This window comes from Luteibacter sp. dw_328, from assembly GCF_018449605.1.
Classification (GTDB): Bacteria; Pseudomonadota; Gammaproteobacteria; order Xanthomonadales; family Rhodanobacteraceae; genus Luteibacter.
The window spans coordinates 36,946-54,561 of sequence record NZ_JAAVUW010000008.1 but is presented as its reverse complement, the minus strand read 5'-3'; the positions used below and the strand labels follow the sequence as shown (position 1 = coordinate 54,561).

13 protein-coding genes are annotated in these 17,616 nt (G+C 66.6%); 10 read left to right on the top strand and 3 right to left on the bottom strand.

Annotated elements, in window-relative coordinates:
• Positions 1–12 precede the first annotated feature (12 nt).
• Both HB634_RS18600 and HB634_RS18595 read left to right on the top strand, forming a co-directional pair.
• Positions 13–1,137, top strand: coding sequence for a glycosyltransferase (locus tag HB634_RS18600; protein ID WP_213949684.1), 1,125 nt, complete (start codon positions 13–15; stop codon positions 1,135–1,137).
• The gene (locus tag HB634_RS18595; RefSeq protein ID WP_213949683.1) at positions 1,134–2,252 is read left to right on the top strand and encodes a glycosyltransferase; all 1,119 of its coding nucleotides are present in this window, start codon (positions 1,134–1,136) and stop codon (positions 2,250–2,252) included. Before HB634_RS18600 ends, HB634_RS18595 begins: the two co-directional genes overlap by 4 nt.
• Here HB634_RS18595 and HB634_RS18590 read toward each other — a convergent pair.
• Positions 2,249–3,472 (bottom strand): nucleotidyltransferase family protein, encoded by a 1,224-nt coding sequence (locus tag HB634_RS18590; protein WP_213949682.1) that lies wholly within the window; start codon positions 3,470–3,472, stop codon positions 2,249–2,251. The genes HB634_RS18595 and HB634_RS18590 overlap by 4 nt on opposite strands.
• A gap of 8 nt (positions 3,473–3,480) precedes the next feature.
• Positions 3,481–4,971 carry a radical SAM protein gene (locus tag HB634_RS18585; protein WP_213949681.1) on the bottom strand — a complete coding sequence of 497 codons (1,491 nt, stop codon included), beginning with the start codon at positions 4,969–4,971 and terminating at the stop codon, positions 3,481–3,483.
• A gap of 151 nt (positions 4,972–5,122) precedes the next feature.
• Between HB634_RS18585 and HB634_RS18580 the strand changes: the two genes are divergently transcribed.
• Genes HB634_RS18580 through HB634_RS18550 form a run of 7 tightly spaced genes read left to right on the top strand, consistent with a single transcriptional unit; the run spans position 5,123 to position 13,691 of the window.
• Positions 5,123–6,166, top strand: coding sequence for a serine kinase (locus HB634_RS18580; RefSeq protein WP_213949680.1), 1,044 nt, complete (start codon positions 5,123–5,125; stop codon positions 6,164–6,166).
• Positions 6,167–6,168: 2 nt separating this feature from the next.
• Positions 6,169–7,854: an ABC transporter ATP-binding protein gene (locus tag HB634_RS18575; RefSeq protein ID WP_213949679.1), complete on the top strand. Its 1,686-nt coding sequence runs from the start codon at positions 6,169–6,171 to the stop codon at positions 7,852–7,854.
• A gap of 29 nt (positions 7,855–7,883) precedes the next feature.
• Complete coding sequence (locus HB634_RS18570; RefSeq protein WP_213949678.1) at positions 7,884–8,084, top strand: hypothetical protein; 201 nt, start codon at positions 7,884–7,886, stop codon at positions 8,082–8,084.
• A gap of 44 nt (positions 8,085–8,128) precedes the next feature.
• Positions 8,129–8,773 carry a carboxypeptidase regulatory-like domain-containing protein gene (locus HB634_RS18565; protein ID WP_063574157.1) on the top strand — a complete coding sequence of 215 codons (645 nt, stop codon included), beginning with the start codon at positions 8,129–8,131 and terminating at the stop codon, positions 8,771–8,773.
• 7 nt (positions 8,774–8,780) lie between these two features.
• Complete coding sequence (locus tag HB634_RS18560) at positions 8,781–11,123, top strand: EAL domain-containing protein (RefSeq protein WP_213949677.1); 2,343 nt, start codon at positions 8,781–8,783, stop codon at positions 11,121–11,123.
• Entirely contained in the window at positions 11,120–12,304 is a 1,185-nt protein-coding gene (locus HB634_RS18555; RefSeq protein ID WP_213949676.1) for a hypothetical protein, read from the top strand. The genes HB634_RS18560 and HB634_RS18555 overlap by 4 nt, the downstream gene beginning before the upstream one ends.
• A gap of 1 nt (position 12,305) precedes the next feature.
• Positions 12,306–13,691: a GGDEF domain-containing protein gene (locus tag HB634_RS18550; RefSeq protein WP_213949675.1), complete on the top strand. Its 1,386-nt coding sequence runs from the start codon at positions 12,306–12,308 to the stop codon at positions 13,689–13,691.
• Positions 13,692–14,609: 918 nt separating this feature from the next.
• Here the strand turns inward: HB634_RS18550 and HB634_RS18545 are convergent.
• Complete coding sequence (locus HB634_RS18545; protein ID WP_046968237.1) at positions 14,610–14,864, bottom strand: CsbD family protein; 255 nt, start codon at positions 14,862–14,864, stop codon at positions 14,610–14,612.
• A gap of 151 nt (positions 14,865–15,015) precedes the next feature.
• Here HB634_RS18545 and HB634_RS18540 point away from each other — a divergent pair, with 151 nt between their 5' ends.
• Positions 15,016–17,616: a glycoside hydrolase family 31 protein gene (locus HB634_RS18540; protein WP_213949674.1), complete on the top strand. Its 2,601-nt coding sequence runs from the start codon at positions 15,016–15,018 to the stop codon at positions 17,614–17,616.

Here is a 17,616-nt window from a genome sequence, read left to right as displayed (position 1 = left end):
CGAGGTAGGCCTGTGCATGTCGCCCAGATAAACTTTCTTCGCGCGCCGGCGGATTGCTCGCCCGAGGAATTGTTCGAGCGCTGGCCGTCGCTGGCGGATATCCCCGAGGCGGCAGCAGCGTCGGGAACGCGCGTGTCGGTGATCCAGGTGGCGACACGGCAGCAGCTGCTCCGTCGACATGGTATCGACTATCACTTCGTCGATCTTCGCGGCATGCATTCCCCGAAGACGCGGGGCCGCTTTCTCGCCGACCTGGTCGCCGATATCGGCAGCCAGGTGGTACACGTGCACAGCCTTGGCTTCGCCGCCGACGCCTTCGCCGTCGCCCGACGCCTGCCGCGCGTGCCCATCCTGATCCAGGACCATGCGGATCGACTACCACGATGGTGGCGGCGGGCGCGGTGGCGCACGTGGTACGCGGCGGCTTCCGGCATCGCTTTCACCTCGCCGGGACTGGCCGGGCCATTCACGCGTGCCGGCCTGTTCGCGCAGCGCACGCGGCTGTTCGCCATCCCTGAATCGAGCAGCCGCTTTCAGCCGGGCGACCATCAGGCCGCACGCGTCGAAACAGGATTGCGCGGCGATCCCTGTGTGCTGTGTGTGGGGCATCTCAGCCACGGCAAGGATCCGCTGACCGTGCTCGAAGGTGTCGCGCGCGCCGCGCAGCGCCTTCCCGGCATACAGATCTACTTCGCCTTCGGCAGCGCGCCCCTGCTGGACGAGGTACGCCACAAGATCGACAGCGATCCTCGCTTGCACGGCCGCGTGCATCTTCTTGGTAACCAGCCGCATGCGCGTGTCGAAACACTCATGCGTGCGGCCGACCTCTTCGTGTCGGGTAGTCACGCCGAGAGCTGTGGCTTCGCGCTGCTCGAGGCACTGGCCTGTGGTGTCACGCCGGTCGTCACGGATATTCCGTCGTTCCGTTCGTTAACGGGTAACGTCGTTGGCGAGCTTTGGCCTTGTGGCGATGCGGCTCGCCTTGCCGAGGTGCTGGTGCGCGCGGCCGGCATCCGGCCATCCCGGGCGGACGTACGTGCGTTCTTCGATGCCACGCTTTCTTTCGCCGCCGTGGGCCGGCAATGGGCCGATGCGTACACGCGCCTGCTCGCCGACAGGCGGGAGGGTCGATCGTGAAGATCGCTGTCGTGGTGCCGGGTGGCATGGATCGTACCGGCGAGTACCGGGTGATCCCCGTGTTCCTTGCCCTCATCGCGCGGCTCGCGCGCCACCATGAGGTGCATGTATTCGTCCTGCACCAGGAACCGCTACCGGCCACCTGGCAGCTGGCAGGCGCGACCATACACAATATCGGCGAGGGCTGGCCACGTCTGCGCGCGATCGCCGCGATTCGCGCAGAGCACCGTCGGGCCCCGTTCGCCATGGTCCACGCGATCTTCTCCGGTTCGTGCAGTTTCGTCGCCGTCGCGGCGGCGAAACTGTTGCGTATAGCAAGTCTGGTGCACATCGCTGGCGGCGAGCTCGTCGCTTTCCACGCCATCGGCTACGGCGGACGTCGCCGCTGGAAAGGACGGCTGCGCGAAGCGATCGTGCTGCGCATGACGGATGCCGTGACGGCGGCCAGTGCACCGATCATCGATGCGCTTGCCGCGCTAGGTATCACGGGACGCCGCATCCCGCTCGGTGTGGACATCGCGGCGTGGTCGCCGTTGCCCCCCCGGCGCCGCGCTACGCCGCGAGCGCGCCTGATGCATGTGGCCAGTCTCAACCTGGTCAAGGACCAGACAACCTTGCTGCGCGCACTGGCCGCACTGCGCGACGCCGGCGTGGACTTCCAGATGGATATCGTCGGTGTCGACACCTTGCAGGGGAAAATGGACGGGCTTGCCCGCCAGCTGGGGCTCGAGGCGCACGTGCGCTTCCTTGGTTTCCGAACCCAGAGCGAGTTGCGTCCCCTGATCGCAGCGTCCGACCTGCTGGTGATGTCTTCAATCCACGAAGCCGGACCGCTCGTGCTGCTTGAAGCGGCGATCGCCGGCGTGCCGACGGTCGGTACGGCCGTCGGGCATATCGCGGAATGGTCGCCGTCCGCGGCGCTCGCCGTCGCGGTGGGCGACTGGGTGGGCCTGGCCACCGCGATCCAGCGCGTCCTGGTCGACGAGACGCTGCGTTTCCGCCTGGCCGAAGCCGCGCAACGCCGCGCGCTCGCCGAGGATGCCGACTACACCGCACGGGCCTTCGAGGCGTTGTACCAGGAGTTGCTCGCACGTCGCGGCGCCGTGGTGGCCTAGGAAAGCGGCGCGGCAGGCTCGAGCGCGGCGCGCACGACGTACAACGTGTCCATGCGCGGCACCGGCCGGGTCAGCCAGGTGAGAATGCGGCGACGATGTCCCTGGGTCACCCAGCTCTGGCCCTGCAGCCACACCTGCGTGCGCACCATGTCCGCGCGTTCCTTCACGCTCTCCGCCGAGGGCTGCAGGCGATTGCGCACACAACGTGCCACCTCGCCCAGACTGCGGGACCACTCCACGCCTGGCAGCGCATGTAGCCACAGGTCCGAGCAGGACACATCGGTCAGCGTCCACCGTCGCGACAGGCGACGTAGCAGGGGAGGGCACTCGCGTTCCAGCCGTGCGAGAACCATGGGCGGCACGGCGTGCGGGTAGTAGCGCGCCACCAGGCGAAGCGGTGGCAGTGCCCACCATGCGGAGCCGGGTGCGCCGTCGTCCCACAAGGACTGCCAGTCGCTGGCCAGCATGCGGGTTGCCAGCAGCGAGATGTCGTTGAGATGCATGAGCCGCAGGCTCCGTCCACAGACGTTACCCGCGGCGTGCAGTAGCAGGTGGCTCATCAGTGCGCCGTTCGACGGGTAGGGATTGAGCCCGGGTCGCGCAGGACGAGGGTAGACGCGCGAGGTGATATCGACGGTGGAGATCGGAAGCCGCTCCTGGATGCGCACGTGCAGTTCGATATTGACCGGTGTGTCGCGGTGTTCGCCGAGGCCGGCGATGATGCTGCCATCGATCGGCTTGAACACGCGGTGCTTCCATTGCGCGAATGATTCCTCGTAGCCGAGCTCCAGCAGCAGGGCGGTCGTGGGGCCGACATCCTGTTCGCGAACGAGAAGGTCGATATCGGCCATGGGACGGTCACCCGGAGCGTAGATCCCCAGCGCGTGCAAAGCCGAGCCTTTCAACGGGACGATCGCCACACCGATGTCGCGTGCTCCGTCGTCGATACGCTCCAGCAGGGCGGCGATGCGGCCATGCCGCTGTTCGACATGCTCGCGCTGGGCGGCGAGGAACGCCCGCCACGCAGGCTTCTGCCAGGTCGACAGGCGGCTGAGCAGGGGCGAGACGCCGTGCGCCACGGCCACCGCGGAAGCCAGTCGCCATTCGAGGTCGGTCCACGCGGGAACCCGGCTGCCCGGCCTGGCCAGTGCGAGCTCCGCGGCGAGCGCCTCGGTGGTGCGGTGCAGACCGCTACGGACGAGCTTCAGGGAGGGCATCATGGCGATATCTACAGTAGGGGCAAGGCGATCGTCTGCATCGCCGAGAACGGCGATGGCGTGGGCTGTTCCGAGCGATGCTCGGCCTCATGCGCGAACAGCGTGTTCCAGTTCGCTTCGAGCAGGGCATGCGCCTCACTGCGTCGAGCGGCTGAAAGTGTGTCGCGCGACTGGCGCAGGTTCACCTGCTGGTGAAGCAGGTCGCGCATGCTGCGATAGAAGTCGGAGTCATAGGCCCCACGAAACATCATCGCCAGGTCGTTGCTGTCGCGCCAATGCGTCTTCCTGCCAAGTTGTTCCTTCACTTCCTCGTAGAACTTGGTGCCCGGTAGCGGATACGACACGCTCACACCGATATCGTCGGGCGCGGCCTCGGCGACGAGGTCGCGCGTTGCAAGCAGGTCGGTGAGCTGCTCGCCGAGGTAACCCAGCTGGATGAAGAAGCCCACGCGTACGCCGTGCTCGCCGAAGCGGCGGCGTGCCGCGATCAGTTCGGCCACGGTCGTGCCCTTGTTCATGCGATCCAGGACGCGCTGGCTTCCGCTTTCCGCACCGATCCACGCCTCGGCGCAACCCGCCTCGGCGAGGGCGGCGACCATGCGGTCGCTGCCCAGGTCGGCTCGGGTCTGGATGGTGAAGGGGATGGAGCCGTCGGTATCGCGAAGATGTTCGGCAAAGGCCGTCACCCAGCCGACATGGAAACCGAAGATGTCGTCGGCCATCCAGATGTGGTCGGGTTGAAACGTACGCTTGAGATAGGTCATCTCGGCGGCGACGTCCTCGGCGTTGCGTTGCTTGTAATGGTTGCCCCAGATCGGCTTGGCGCACCAGTTGCAGCGGAACGGGCAGCCACGTGATGCTGCCATGTTGAGGCTGAAGTAGCCGTGCCGTTCCTGCCAGAGGGAGCGGTAACGTTCGATGTCGACCAGGTCCCAGGCAGGGCGACCCACCACGCGGGGGTCCGGTGGTACCGCTCCCACGCGCACCAGCTGCGTCTGTCCTTCGACGAGGGTGGCGACGCCGGGAAGGCCAGCCGTCCAGCGCGCGGGGTCGATATCCGGCGTGTGTTGCAGCCGGTCGACCAGGGCCGCGAGCGCGGCGATGCCTTCGCCGACCAGCACCGCATCGGCTCCCGCGGCAAGAAACGCCTCCGGCTGGTCCGATGCGTCCGAGCCGGCAACGATGACCCGAGCGCCGCTGGCGCGGGCCTCGGCGATCATCTGGCAGGCCGCATCGCGCATGCGGCTCAGACACATCTTCGTCAGGTAATTGAAGTTGTCTTCGTAAATCACCACGAGGTCGGGCTGCGCGGCACGCAGCGCGCCGGCGTAGTCTTCGACGCCGTCGGCCAGCATCGCGTCGAACAAGGCCAGTTCATGGCCCATCTCGCGAAGCAGTGCGGCCACCTGGATGGTGGCGAGCGGTGGATAGGGTTTGCCACGTTCCCACTGCTTCGGGTCGTATCGAAGGAAGTAGGAGTGGCCGACCTGAATCTTGAGCATGTCGGGAGCGCCTCGATGATCGCGTTTGGCTGGTGAGTGCCCCCGTGCGATGCGAGGGTTGCCTCGAAAGTCGCATTGCCGCGTTCGCAAGCTCGTGCGCAACCTTTCCGCAGGGCTGCCGCACCCACGGTTACACCAGCCGGGATGCCGCATGGCCCAGATCACCCCTCCGGGCATTGGCGACATTGGCGCCGATCCCTTCCTCGAGCGCTCGCCTTATCCCTTCGTCATGGTCAAGACCATCCTCGGTGCCCGTTTCCGCTTCGACAGCACCCATCCGGAGCTTCTGGAGCCGGTGGAGGCTGCCTACGGAGGTTTGCCGCGCGACGTGCCGGACACGCCGCTGCCGGGCTTTCATATCGAGCTACGCCTCTCGCCGCGGCGTCACGCGCCGGCCTGGGACGAGCCGCCGCCGGTGCTCACGCAATCCGGCGCGGGTCTGCTGTGCGGCATCATGGATGCGTCCAACTACGTCATCATCGACCACGGGCGCCAACGGGCCCTCGTGGTCGTGTCCGAAGACATGCTCGACTGGCCCTATCACGTACGTTACGAACTGATCGAGTTCGCGGTCTTCGTGCTGGCCGCACGCGGGATGGATCTGCTCCCGTTGCACGGTGCCTGCCTGGGCCTGGACGGCCGCGGCGTACTCCTGCTCGGAGCGAGTGGTGCGGGCAAGTCCACGCTTGCCCTGCATGGTCTGCTCGAGGGAATGGAGTTCGTCGCCGAGGATGCCATCTTCGTCGATCCCCGCAGCATGGAAGCGCGTGGCGTCGGCAACTTCCTGCATGTGCGCGAGGATGCCTTGCGCTTCATCGACGAGGGTCCGCTGCGCCGCTGGATCGCGGATTCGCCGACCATCCGCCGTCGCAGCGGCGTGGAGAAGTTCGAAGCGGATCTTCGCCAGGGTTACGGTCATGTCGCGACCGCACCCCTGGCCCTGGTGGGTGCCGTGTTCGTTTCTGCCGAAACGGCGGCCGATGACGCCGACATGCTCCTCCCGCTCTCCCACGACGACATTGCCGCACGATTGCTCGCTGACCAGCCCTATGCGGCCGGTCAGGCCGGATGGCACCGATTCGTCCATCGGCTTGCGGAGATGGATGTCCACGTACTCCGGCGTGGAAGGCATCCGCGTGCTTCGGTGGATGCCTTGCGGCCGTTGCTGGCCTCACGCCACCTCGCGAGCGCCTGACGATGAATGTCGCGACGCCGCGCGCCGGTCTGCGTGATCTGTTGAGATCGCTCGCTAGGACTCTACCGCTGGCAGACCGCTGGAAAGTCGGTATCTACGTTGCGCTTTCCCTGGGCTCGGCATTCGCCGGCGCTCTCGCCGCCGTGTTGCTGGTGCCGCTGGTGCAGCCGGATGCACGGTTACCGTTCGACGGTCGCTGGTTCCATGCCTCCATGAGCGTGGGCTGGCGCATCGCGGCCTTTACCGCCGTCACGCTTTCCTTCGCCCTGCTGCGCTGGCAGGCCGCGTGTCTCGGCGCGCGCCTGACCGGCCGCTACGGCATGCGCCTGCGCCGGCAGGTGCATGCACGACTGATCGCCGCCGAGATCGGTCCGCTCGCCGGCGTCAGCTCGGCGGAGATCGCCAACGTGTTTACCCACAACGTGGAGATCATCGTGCAGGCCTTCAGCGCGCTGCAGCAGCTTCTCGTCGCCGGTATCACCGCGGCGGTCAGCCTTTCGCTGGCGTTCTGGGTGTCGCCGCTGCTCCTGCTGGTCGCACCGCCGCTGGCCGTCCTTGCCCTGCTGGCTTCGCGTTTCTACGGCCGCGAACAGGTGGAGGTGGCCCGCCGCTACGTCGCCGACATCACCCGCCTTTTCTGGCACAGCGAAGACTTCCCCCGCCGGCTGCGACACGTACGCTCATTCGGCCGCGAGCACACCGAACGCGACAGCTTCGGCGAGGTGTCAGAAGACCTCTCACGTGGCTATGCGCGCCAACTGGAGCTGATCGCGTCGGGCCGGTTGATGCTCGAACTGCTGGCGGTAGGCGGTATCGCCCTGCTCTTCGTCGTTGCGCAACGCTGGCACGGCATAGATCAGGGCGCGCTGATCGCAGTGTGCCTGCTGCTCGGCCGACTGTTGCCCTACCTGGTCTCGACGCGGCAGAGCATGCAACAGATGCGCTCGGCGGCGCCCGCCTTCGCGCTGTGGCGGCGCTACATGAACCTGGCAGCTTCGGACACGCCGCCCGCGTCGACCGCGTTGCCGGCGATTCCGGCCAGCGGCATCCACCTCCGGCGCATCCACGTCACGCCGCCGGTTCCCGGCATCGAACTTGTCGACCTGGTCATGCGTCCCGGGGAGCTCGTCCTCATCCAGGGCGATTCCGGTATCGGCAAGAGCAGCCTCGTCGATGTGCTTGCCGGCATGGCGCGACCTGCCATCTTTGACGTGCGTGTCGACGGGCATGCCATCCACTACGACGCATACCGCGCTTATGTCAGTCATGGCGCCTACGTCAGCCAGAGTGTGCGGCCATGGCAGGCGACCGTCCGTGAGTGCCTGCGTTGGGCTGCGGCATCGGCGACGGACGGGCAACTGCGCGAGGTCCTGCGCGAGGTCGGCCTCGACAAGCCTCTGGACACCACCTTGCACGACGTGTCGAGTCGTCTTTCCGGCGGCGAGTTGCAACGGTTGCTACTGGCCCAGGTCATCCTTCGCGAGCCCGCCGTCGCCGTGCTCGACGAAGCGACCGGAGCATTGGACGCGGCCTCGGAACTGGCCGTGCTCTCGGCGATGAAGCGTCGCCTGTCACGAAGCCTGCTGATCGTCGTGTCCCATCGGGAAGGCGTTTCCGTCCTGGCCGACCGTTGCGTGACCGTCGGCCCCACCTTTCGGTCTATTGTTCCTTCACGCGCCGGAGCCTAACGTCGGCGTCGTCCACCGGGGGGAAGGCCATGCGCGTCACCACGAAATCCATCGCGATGCTGGCCGGGCTCGTCTTCGCCCTCGCCTGCGGTCGCTTACAGGGGCCCGGGCAACCGTCATTCGACGGTGTCGCCGCTTCGCATCGCGGCGACTTCTGGAGCACGGACCCCTGCGGTCCGCATCGTCCCATGGTCGCCATCTGCCGCATGCTGCGGCCCGTTCGCGGCTGAACCGCCAACTGAGCTAGGCTAGCCGCGGGACACAGGGGATTCCTATGCGCTGCCTGCTCGCCGTTGCGACCGTACTGATCCTGGGCGCCGCACCGGCCCGGGCCGGACGGGTGGTTATCGAGGTCGTGGATACGAACGGGCATCCCGTGGCGGATGCGGTGGTGAGCCTTGCACCCATGCCTGGCACCACGTCACGCACGATCCCAGCGGCCACCCGCTACGTCGACCAGAAGGACGAAACCTTCCTCCCCTATGTCACCGCGCTGCACGCCGGCGACAGTGTGATCTTCCGCAACAGCGACAACACGCGGCACCACGTCTACTCGTTTTCGGACATGGTCAAGTTCGAATACATGCTCGGCCCCGGTGAAAGTTCGCCCGCGCTGCTGATGAAGAACCCCGGCAACGCCGCGGTCGGCTGCAACATCCACGACCAGATGCTCACTTACCTCTATGTGACGAAGGATCCCGAGATGGCGACGACCGACGCACAGGGCAGGGCGAGCATCGATGGGGTCAATGACGGGCAGTACCGCGCCCATGCCTGGCATCCGCAACTGCGTCCCGGGGTGACCTTGCCGATCCAGGGCGTCACCGTGAGCGAGGCCGCTCCGGCCACCGTCCGTTTCAACCTCGCCCTGCTGCCCGATCCGCGCGGCGCGATGGATCGCGAACACATCGGATACTGAGCGGACCATGCGGGTCCTCGGCTTCCGCACCCGGCTGGCGATGTTCTTCGTCGCCACGCTGATCCTGGTCCAGGGCCTCACCGCCGTACTGGCTTACGATGTCGCGCGACGACAGCTGGTCAAGGAAGGTGGCCGCCAGCTGAGCGCGAATGCCGGCGCCTTCGTGGCGCAGATGAACGATCTGTCGGCCAGCGTCGCCAACGGCGTGCAGATCATGTCGCTGGACTACGGCCTGCGCTCGGCCATCGGTGCGCGGGACAAGGAAACCATTCTTTCCGTCCTGCGTAACCACGGCCGTCGCGTCGGTGCGTCGCGCATGCAGCTGCTCGGTCTCGATGGCAAGGTCCAGGCCGATACGACGGCCGGCGCCGATGACGGCCAGCCGTTTGCGTTCCCTGATCTGCTGGGCCGGGCCTTCAACGAACGCACGGCCGCCGTTGCCGTTATCGACGGCAAGGCCTTCTGGGTGGTCGTCGTTCCGATCTACGCGCCCCAACCGGTCGGCCTGGTGGTCGCCAGCATTCCGGTCGACGACGCCTTGATCGCGCACATGCAACAGCTTTCCGCCTTGCCTCGTGACATCGAGCTCGCCACGCCGAGCGGTTCCGGTCATTACGCGGTGATCGCGCGTGGTAGCAGCCATTCCGAGCTCACGGTGAGTTTCTCCGCCAGCGACCGGTCGCTGCCTACTCAACCCACCGCATTGACCATCGGCGGTCGCGACTACCTCGTGCTCGCGCAGTTACTTCGCCAGCCGAAAGGCAGTGGTGCAGTCTATGCGGTACTCGGCTACTCGCTCGACGACGCGTTGCGTCCCTATAAGGCTGTCTGGAATGCGTGGTTGCTCCTGCTCGCGCTCGGCCTTGCCGCCGGTTTGCTCGTTTCCTGGCTGGTGGCCCGAGGTGTTTCGCGCCCGGTCGAGGCCCTGGCTGCCGCGGCGCGGCGCATCGCCGGTGGGGACTACCGGGATGCGCCCGAGGTGCGTCGCCGTGACGAGATCGGCGAACTGGCGACCGCCTTCCGCACGATGGGCGACGCGGTACGCGAACGCGAACTGCGCATTCGCCACCAGGCCATGCACGACGGTGTCACCGGGCTCCCGAACCGGGCGGCAGCCGAGGAGGCGATCGACCAGGACCTCGCCACCGCGCCGGGCCAGCAGGGTGCGCTGTTGATCGTCGGCGTCACACGCTTGCCGGACATCATCAAGACGATCGGTCACGCGTTGGCCGACCGCCTCATGCGCGATGCCGGTGCGCGCGTGGGCCAGGCCACGGGTACGCATTACGTTGCACGTGCCACGGATACGCAGTTCGCGGTGTGGCTTCGCGGCGCCGACCGCGCGGAAGCGATCTCGGTGGCGTTCCGGGTGATGGATGCCCTCGGCCAGCCCTATCAGGAGGCCGAGGTCAACATGGATATGGGGCCTGCGGTAGGTATCGCGCTGGCGCCCAGTCATGGGGAGCGTGCGGCTGCCCTGTTGCGTCGGGCCGAGGTCGCGGAATTCTCCGCGGTGGGATCGGCACGAGGCGTGGACGTGTACGACCCGAAAGCCGATCCGCATCGCCCGGAGCGACTCTCGCTCATGAGCGAACTGCGCGCGGCCATCGACACCGATGCGCTGGAGCTTTACTACCAGCCGAAGCGCCGTCTGGCCGATGGCCGCATTGACGGTGCGGAGGCGCTGGTGCGCTGGCCGCGGCCAGGGCGTGGCATGGTTCCGCCCGAGCAGTTCGTCGGAATAGCCGAGGAAACCGGCAATATCGGCCGGCTGACCCGATGGGTGCTGGCGCGCGGTATCGCCCAGGCCGCGGAGCTGGCCCGCGCAGGGCAAGCCATGCGCATTTCGATCAACCTCTCGGCACGCGACATCGGCGACATCGAGCTGCCCGACCGCGTGGCCCATCTTCTGAGCGTCCACCGCCTGCCCGCCACCTCGCTCACCCTCGAGGTGACCGAAAGCGCGGTGATCGGCGAGCCGGAGGCCGCACTTCAAGTCCTTCGTCGCCTGGCCGATATGGGTATCGACATGGCGATCGATGATTTCGGCGTCGGCCAGACCTCATTCGCCTACCTTCGCCGCCTGCCCGTCAGGGAACTGAAGATCGACAAGATGTTCGTCCAACACCTCGCCACCGATGAAACCGACCGCGTGATCGTCCGATCGCTGGTCGAGCTCGGCCATCGCCTGGGCTACCGGGTGACCGCCGAAGGCGTCGAGGACGAAGCCACCGTCGCCTTCCTCGGCAGCATAGGTTGCGATCATGCCCAGGGGTTCCACGTCGACCGGCCGATGACGTTCGCGGCCCTGGTCGCGCGCCACGGTGCGCAAGGCGTGGGATCCGCGTGAGTCGGTTCCGCCACGCCGTTGCCGCCATCGCTGTCTGCCTCGCGACGCCCTTCGCCAGCGCGCAGGACGTGAAGGTGCATGCGTATGCGGACCTGCGCCTGACCGACGCCGCCAACGATCCGAGCTTCGTCAACGGCGGACCGGGACGCCTGCGTTACGGCAGCGGTGACACGCAGGCACGCTTCGGCGCGGCAGCCCTCGTCGTCACCGCGCAGTTCACGCCGGCCCTGTTCGCCCTGGCCGACATGCAGCTCCAGCAGACCGACCATGCGAGTCCCCAGCTGACGGAGGCCTTCCTGCGCTATCGCCCCGTGTCGCTTTCGGCGTGGCGGGCGTCGATCAAGGGCGGGCTGTACTTCATCCCCATGTCGCTCGAGAACGAGGGCATCGGCTGGACCAGTCCATGGACGATCACGCCCTCGGCGATCAACAGCTGGGTCGGCGAGGAACTGCGTGGTCTCGGTGTCGAAGGCCGCGAAGCATGGCGCGGCGAAAGCGGCACGCTCGATTTTGGTGGCGGCCTGTTCCGGCACAACGACGTCGCCGGAAATATCCTCGCGATGCGCGGCTGGTCTCTGAGCGACCTTGTATACGGTGTGGGCGGCCGTTTGCGCGAGCCCTCCGACGACGGCACCCGCGAGCAGTACGCTCCATTCCAGAGCATCGGTGGTCGCACCGGCTGGTATGCAGACACTGGCTGGAAGAGCACGAACGGTCTCGACGTGCGCGTGCTGCGCTACGACAACGGGGCCGATCCCCGCGCCTACCGGCTCTACGCGGACGGCGACAAGCTTTTCGCCTGGCGCACGCGCTTCTGGTCGGCGGGCGCCAGTTACGTCACGGGGCCGGTGACCTGGATTGCGCAGGGCATGGATGGAGACACCGAGGTTCAGCCGCACCAACGCACCCTGCTGACTCATTTCCAGTCGGCCTTCCTGCTGGCAGGCTGGAATCGCGGTGCCTGGCGTCCGACCCTTCGCGTGGAGCGCTTTCGTACGTGGCCGTCCGGCGAGCGCGGACGCGCCCTCACCGCCGCCTTGAACTGGCGGCCGAGCGACTGGCTCCGTCTCACCGGCGAATGGCTGCATGTCGACGCCACGCGCGATGACCGCGCAGACGCGGGATTCTCACCTCACGAACGAGGCAACCAGTTGCAGTTGCTCGCCCGGGTGCTTTATTGACATGAACGAGGGCGACGGCTTGGACCAGGACGTCTGGGAGCGCAAATACCATCTCGCCCTTGAGCGGATGGAGCGAGACGAGCACGACTTCCGGCGGCTTGAAGAGGGGTTGCGGAGGCTTGTCCTGCGTCTCACTGCGCTAGCGCGTGGGCAAAGCGCGCAAGCCGACCGCCTCCTCGACCAGCTCGGTGACGGCCTGGGTCTCGCCTCCGATCCGGACGCTCTCGATACCCTGCTCGATGCCCTGGCCGAGGCAGTGACCGCACTGGAGCCGCGGCCGGCTCCGGCGCCACACCACATGACCGAGGCGCTTGAGCCCGTCTTGCTCGCCGCAGCCGTCGATACCGTGCAGGAGGCGATGGAGGCCTTGCGACAGGTGCTGTTCCATGTCGTGCTCATGCCCGCACTCGCGGGGCGTGTCGACGCACTGCACGCTTCGCTGGGGCAGGCCCGCGACACGGCGGCTATCTCGGCGGCGGCCCGCGGCATCGCCGATCTGGTCAACCTGCAGCGTAACGCGCTGCGCCAGGACATCGCCCAGCTGCAGGAACTTCTGGCCGATGTCAGCGGAAGGCTCGGTGACATGACTCGTTATCTCGTGGCCGAGACCGAGAACACAGACGTGGGCGATGAACAGGGTCGGGACCTGGATGCGACGGTGCGCGAGGAAATGCGGTTGCTCGTCGAACAGACGCAGGGTGCCACCGATCTCGAAGCCTTGCAGGCGCAGGTCAACGCGCGCCTCTCCATGATCGACGAACATTTTCGTGTCTTCCGCGCGCGCGAGGACGAGCGCCTGGCGACGTATCGCGATCGTGCGGAACGCATGAAGGATCGCGTCGAAGAACTCGAAATCCAGGCGACGTCGCTGCAGGACTCACTGCGCCGCGAGCATGAGCTGGCGCTCACGGATCCACTGACCGGCCTGCCCAATCGTCTGTCGTACGAGCGGCGCATGGCCGAGATCGAGCGGGATGTCCGCGATAACGGTGGCGTCGCTTGCGTGGGCGCGTTCGACATCGATCACTTCAAGGTGATCAACGACAGCTTCGGGCATGCGGCGGGCGATGCCGTACTGCGTATCGTCGCCCAGACCCTCACTCGCGAACTGCCGGAACCGGCCTTCGTCGCCCGATACGGTGGCGAGGAGTTCGTCGTGGTGTTCGCCGGCGTCCCGGCCGAGGAAGCTATCGCTGCCGCCACGGCGCTGTGCGAAACGGTCGCTGCACTTGCCTTCCACGCCAGCCAGAAGCCCGTGACCGTCACTATGTCCGGCGGCATCACACGCTTCCTCGTCGATGACACCGCCGCTACCGTTTTCGATCGCGCCGACCGCGCCCTCTATGCCGCCAAACGCGCAGGACGCAATCGCTGCTTGCTGCTCTGAGCGGGGCTGGCTCGCCTTCGGCATTGCGTTATGCGCTCGCGTCGCGTGGCCCCGAGGGTGATACCCGCCGGCTCTTGCGACGCAGCGCAACCGCGAGCCCAAAGGCGAGCCCGCCAGGAAGAAACCCCGTGACCCACCAAACAAAGGGTTCTTCGCGGAATGCCGGGGACGCCGAAGACGGTGAGGCGCAGAGCCTTCGGTGCCCACCCTCGCTGCTCAGACACGTCCTCCGCGTTTCGTACCGGAAAGTCCGCTGCGCGGACCATGTTCTTATTGGCCTACGGCCGCTCCACTTGTGCGGAACTCGCCTCGAGGGTGGGCACCGAAGACTCTCCCGGACCCTGAGGTTCGTGTGGGTCGAGCCGACAAAGCAGCGCCGCTTCGGATGCTGGCTCGTCGGCACCGCCAAACGGTCGACCCCAGCGCGCTGAGATCGTCCGCGAGTCAGCGCAGCGGCGAGGAAAACGCTCGCCGCGCCGGAAATGACGTATCTGCACGACCGCCGTAACGGTCCGCTTGGGCGGCCACACCCACTCCAACGGCTCTCCTTCCACTCAACCGTATCGTCGTGAGAGACCTTGGTGTCCACCCTCGAGGCGAGTTCCGCACAAGTGGAGCGGCCGTAGGCCAGTTAGGTACACGGGCCGCGTGAGCGGCCTTCCTTTTCGAACGCGGAGGACGTGTCTGAGCAGCGAGGGTGGGCACCAAGGTCTCCCCGCGAGACGCCCAAGTGTAGAGAGCGATGGCGGAGCCGAGCCACCCGCGAAGCCGAAGGCGAGCCATGCGCGAGGTGCGAGGTGCGAGGTGCGAAAGAATGCCCCGACCTAAACCCGCGCGCCCGGGCCCCGGTAATCCGCGAAGAACCAAACAAAAGCCCGGCACGAAGCCGGGCTTTTGTTGCGCTGATTCCGGAGCGGATCAGTCGCGACGAGCGAGCAGCATGCCCACAAGGATGCCGACGCCAAAGCCGCTCAGGATCGCGCCAAGGGGGCGGTGGGCGATCACGTCGCGGGCGGTGTCGACGGCCTCGCCAGCCTTGGCCTGGACGCGCCCGGCCGTCTCACGGATGGCGCCTTCGGCTTCGAGGCCGTGGTCGCCGCCCAGGGCGCCTGCTGCGCGCTGCACACGGCCGCCGATGGTATTCGCCGCGCCACGGATCTGGTCTTCGTTCATGGTCCCGCTCCTCCGTTGATTGAAGAGGTGAAGGTGCCGACCGGGAAGTGCACGGCGCGGCAAGACGCCGTCAATCCGATGCTTTCACCGGTTCCATGCGGCAACGCGTCATAATGGTGTACCTCGCGTCTAAGAAGGGGGCTCCACGCCCATGGAAGCCACGACAGACCACCGGCCCGATGCTGGCGCAGCGGCCCATCCCGAGGCCGTGATCGAGCGCGCCGAGGTGCGCTTCACCGTGCTGACGCCTCGGCTCATCCGCCTGGAATGGAGTGCCGTCGGCACCTTCCGCGACAGTCGCACCCAGATCGTGGTGCACCGGGCGTTGGACGTACCCCGATTCCGGATTGCCGAAGACGACCAGGCGATCGAGATCGACACCGGCGCGCTGCAGGTGCGCTACCTGAAGGGCAGCGGGCGCTTCACCTCGGGCAACCTTTCGATCCTGGTTCGTCGGGCCGAAGGCGACCTGACCTGGAAGCCGGGCGATCTCCAGAAAGACAATCTTGGCGGCACTTACCGCACCCTGGACCGGTACGACGGGGACACCTGGCAGGACGGCAGCAAGCTGCCGATCGAAGAGGGGCTGATCGCGCGGGACGGCTGGCATGTTGTCGACGACACCGCCGGTTTCGGCATCGATGACGAAGGCTGGGTGCTCGAGCGCCCGGCCGGCGAGCGTCAGGATCTGTATTTCTTCGGTTACGGCCACGACTACCGTGCCGCGCTGGGCGACTTCGCCGCCATCGCCGGTCCCCAGCCGATTCCGCCGCGGTTCGTCTTCGGGTACTGGTGGTCGCGATACTGGAACTACACCGACGAGGAACTGCGTACGCTCGGCGCACGTTTCGAGAAGGAACGTATCCCGCTCGACGTGCTGGTGCTCGACATGGACTGGCACACCACGCCGGGCCTGTCGCTGCGGCCGGGACACGAGCACAAGGACGTCTTCGGTGAACAGTCCGGCTGGACGGGCTACACCTTCAATCGCAGCCTGTTTCCGGATCCGAAGGCCTTCATGCGCTGGGCACACGGGCAGCATCTTCGGGTGACCCTGAACCTGCATCCCGCATCGGGTGTCCTGCCGCATGAAGAGCAGTACGACGCCATGGCGAAGGCGCTCTCGTGGGATACCTCGACACAGGCGGCGATTCCTTTCGAAGGCACGTCGCAGCCGTATATGCGTGCCTTGTTCGACACGGTGCTGCACCCGCTCGAAAAGGTCGGTGTCGATTTCTGGTGGCTCGACTGGCAGCAGTGGCCGGAGTCGAAGGCGCACCCGGGCCTGTCGAACACCTGGTGGCTCAACCACACGTTCTTCACCGAGATGCAGCGCGACGGCGATCGGCGTGGGCTCATCTATCACCGCTGGGGCGGCCTCGGTAACCACCGTTATCCGATCGGCTTCTCCGGCGACAGCGTGATCTCCTGGGGCTCGCTGGCGTTCCAGCCACACTTCACCGCCATGGCTTCCAATGTCCTCTATGGCTACTGGAGCCACGACATCGGCGGGCATACCTTCCACAAACATATCCCGCGACCAGAGCGACACCTCGAGCCGGAGCTCTACGCCCGCTGGATGCAACTGGGCGTGTTCAGTCCGGTGCTGCGCACCCACTCGGCGAAAGAAGCCAGCCTGCACAAGGAGCCGTGGCACTTCGGGCCGCCTTACGGCGACGCGATCTTCGCCGCGATCCGTCTGCGCTACCAGCTTGCGCCCTATATTTACGGGGCCGCACGCCACGCCTACGACACTGGCCTGTCGATCGTGCGCCCGATGTACTACCACTGGCCCGAACACGAAGAGGCGTACAACCATCCAGCGCAATACATGTTCGGCAACGACATTCTCGTCGCGCCGGTCACGGCGCCCGTCGGCGAGGACGGCGCCGCACCGTTTCCCGTGTGGCTTCCGCCCGGCCTCTGGTACAGCCGTGATGGCGCCGAGTCGTTCGAAGGTGGGCAGATGATCGAGCGGCACTACACGCTCGAGGAGATTCCCATCTTCGTGCGTCCGGGAAGCGTGGTGCCGCTCTACCCCGAGGGCATGCGTAACCTCGCCAGCGTGCCGGATGCCCTGATCCTGCAGGTTTTCCCGGGTGACGAAGGTGCCACCGAACTGTACGACGACGATGGCGAAAGCCAGGGCTACCAGCGCGGCGAGTTCGCACGTACCAGCGTGCGTAGTCGTCGTGGCGATCGTGCGCAGCGCGTGCACATCGACGCCATGCGCGGTCATTACAAAGGTCGCCCCGGAGCCCGCTCGTACATCGTCGAGCTGCTGGATGCCGGTATCCCGGAAAGCATCGAAGTCAATGGCATGGCATTGCCGTACAGCGAGCCGCCCGCGCCGCAGACCTGGCTGTTCGACACCGCGTCGCTTTGCATCCGCATCGATCTGGGTTCGGTATCGCTGGACGAACCCCAGGACATCGTTGCGCGTTTCACGCCGGAACATTCGATGCCAGCCGGCCTGTTGCACCGCATGCGGCGCGCCGGCATCGCCGTGGATTACCTGAAGCAGGTATGGGGCGACATCTCGGCACTGCCCGATGACGTCGACCTCGCAGGGCAGGCGGCACGCGTGCTGGCCTATGCGGTGGAAGAGGGCGACGACGAAGGTCGTGCCGGTCGCTTCATGGCGGCGGTGCTCGCCTTCGAAGCACGCTTCCGTGGCCTGCCGGCCAGCGTGGATGCCACGCCGATCGACGAGTCCTACAAGCGTACGTTCGCCAACCTGCTAGGGCGCTGA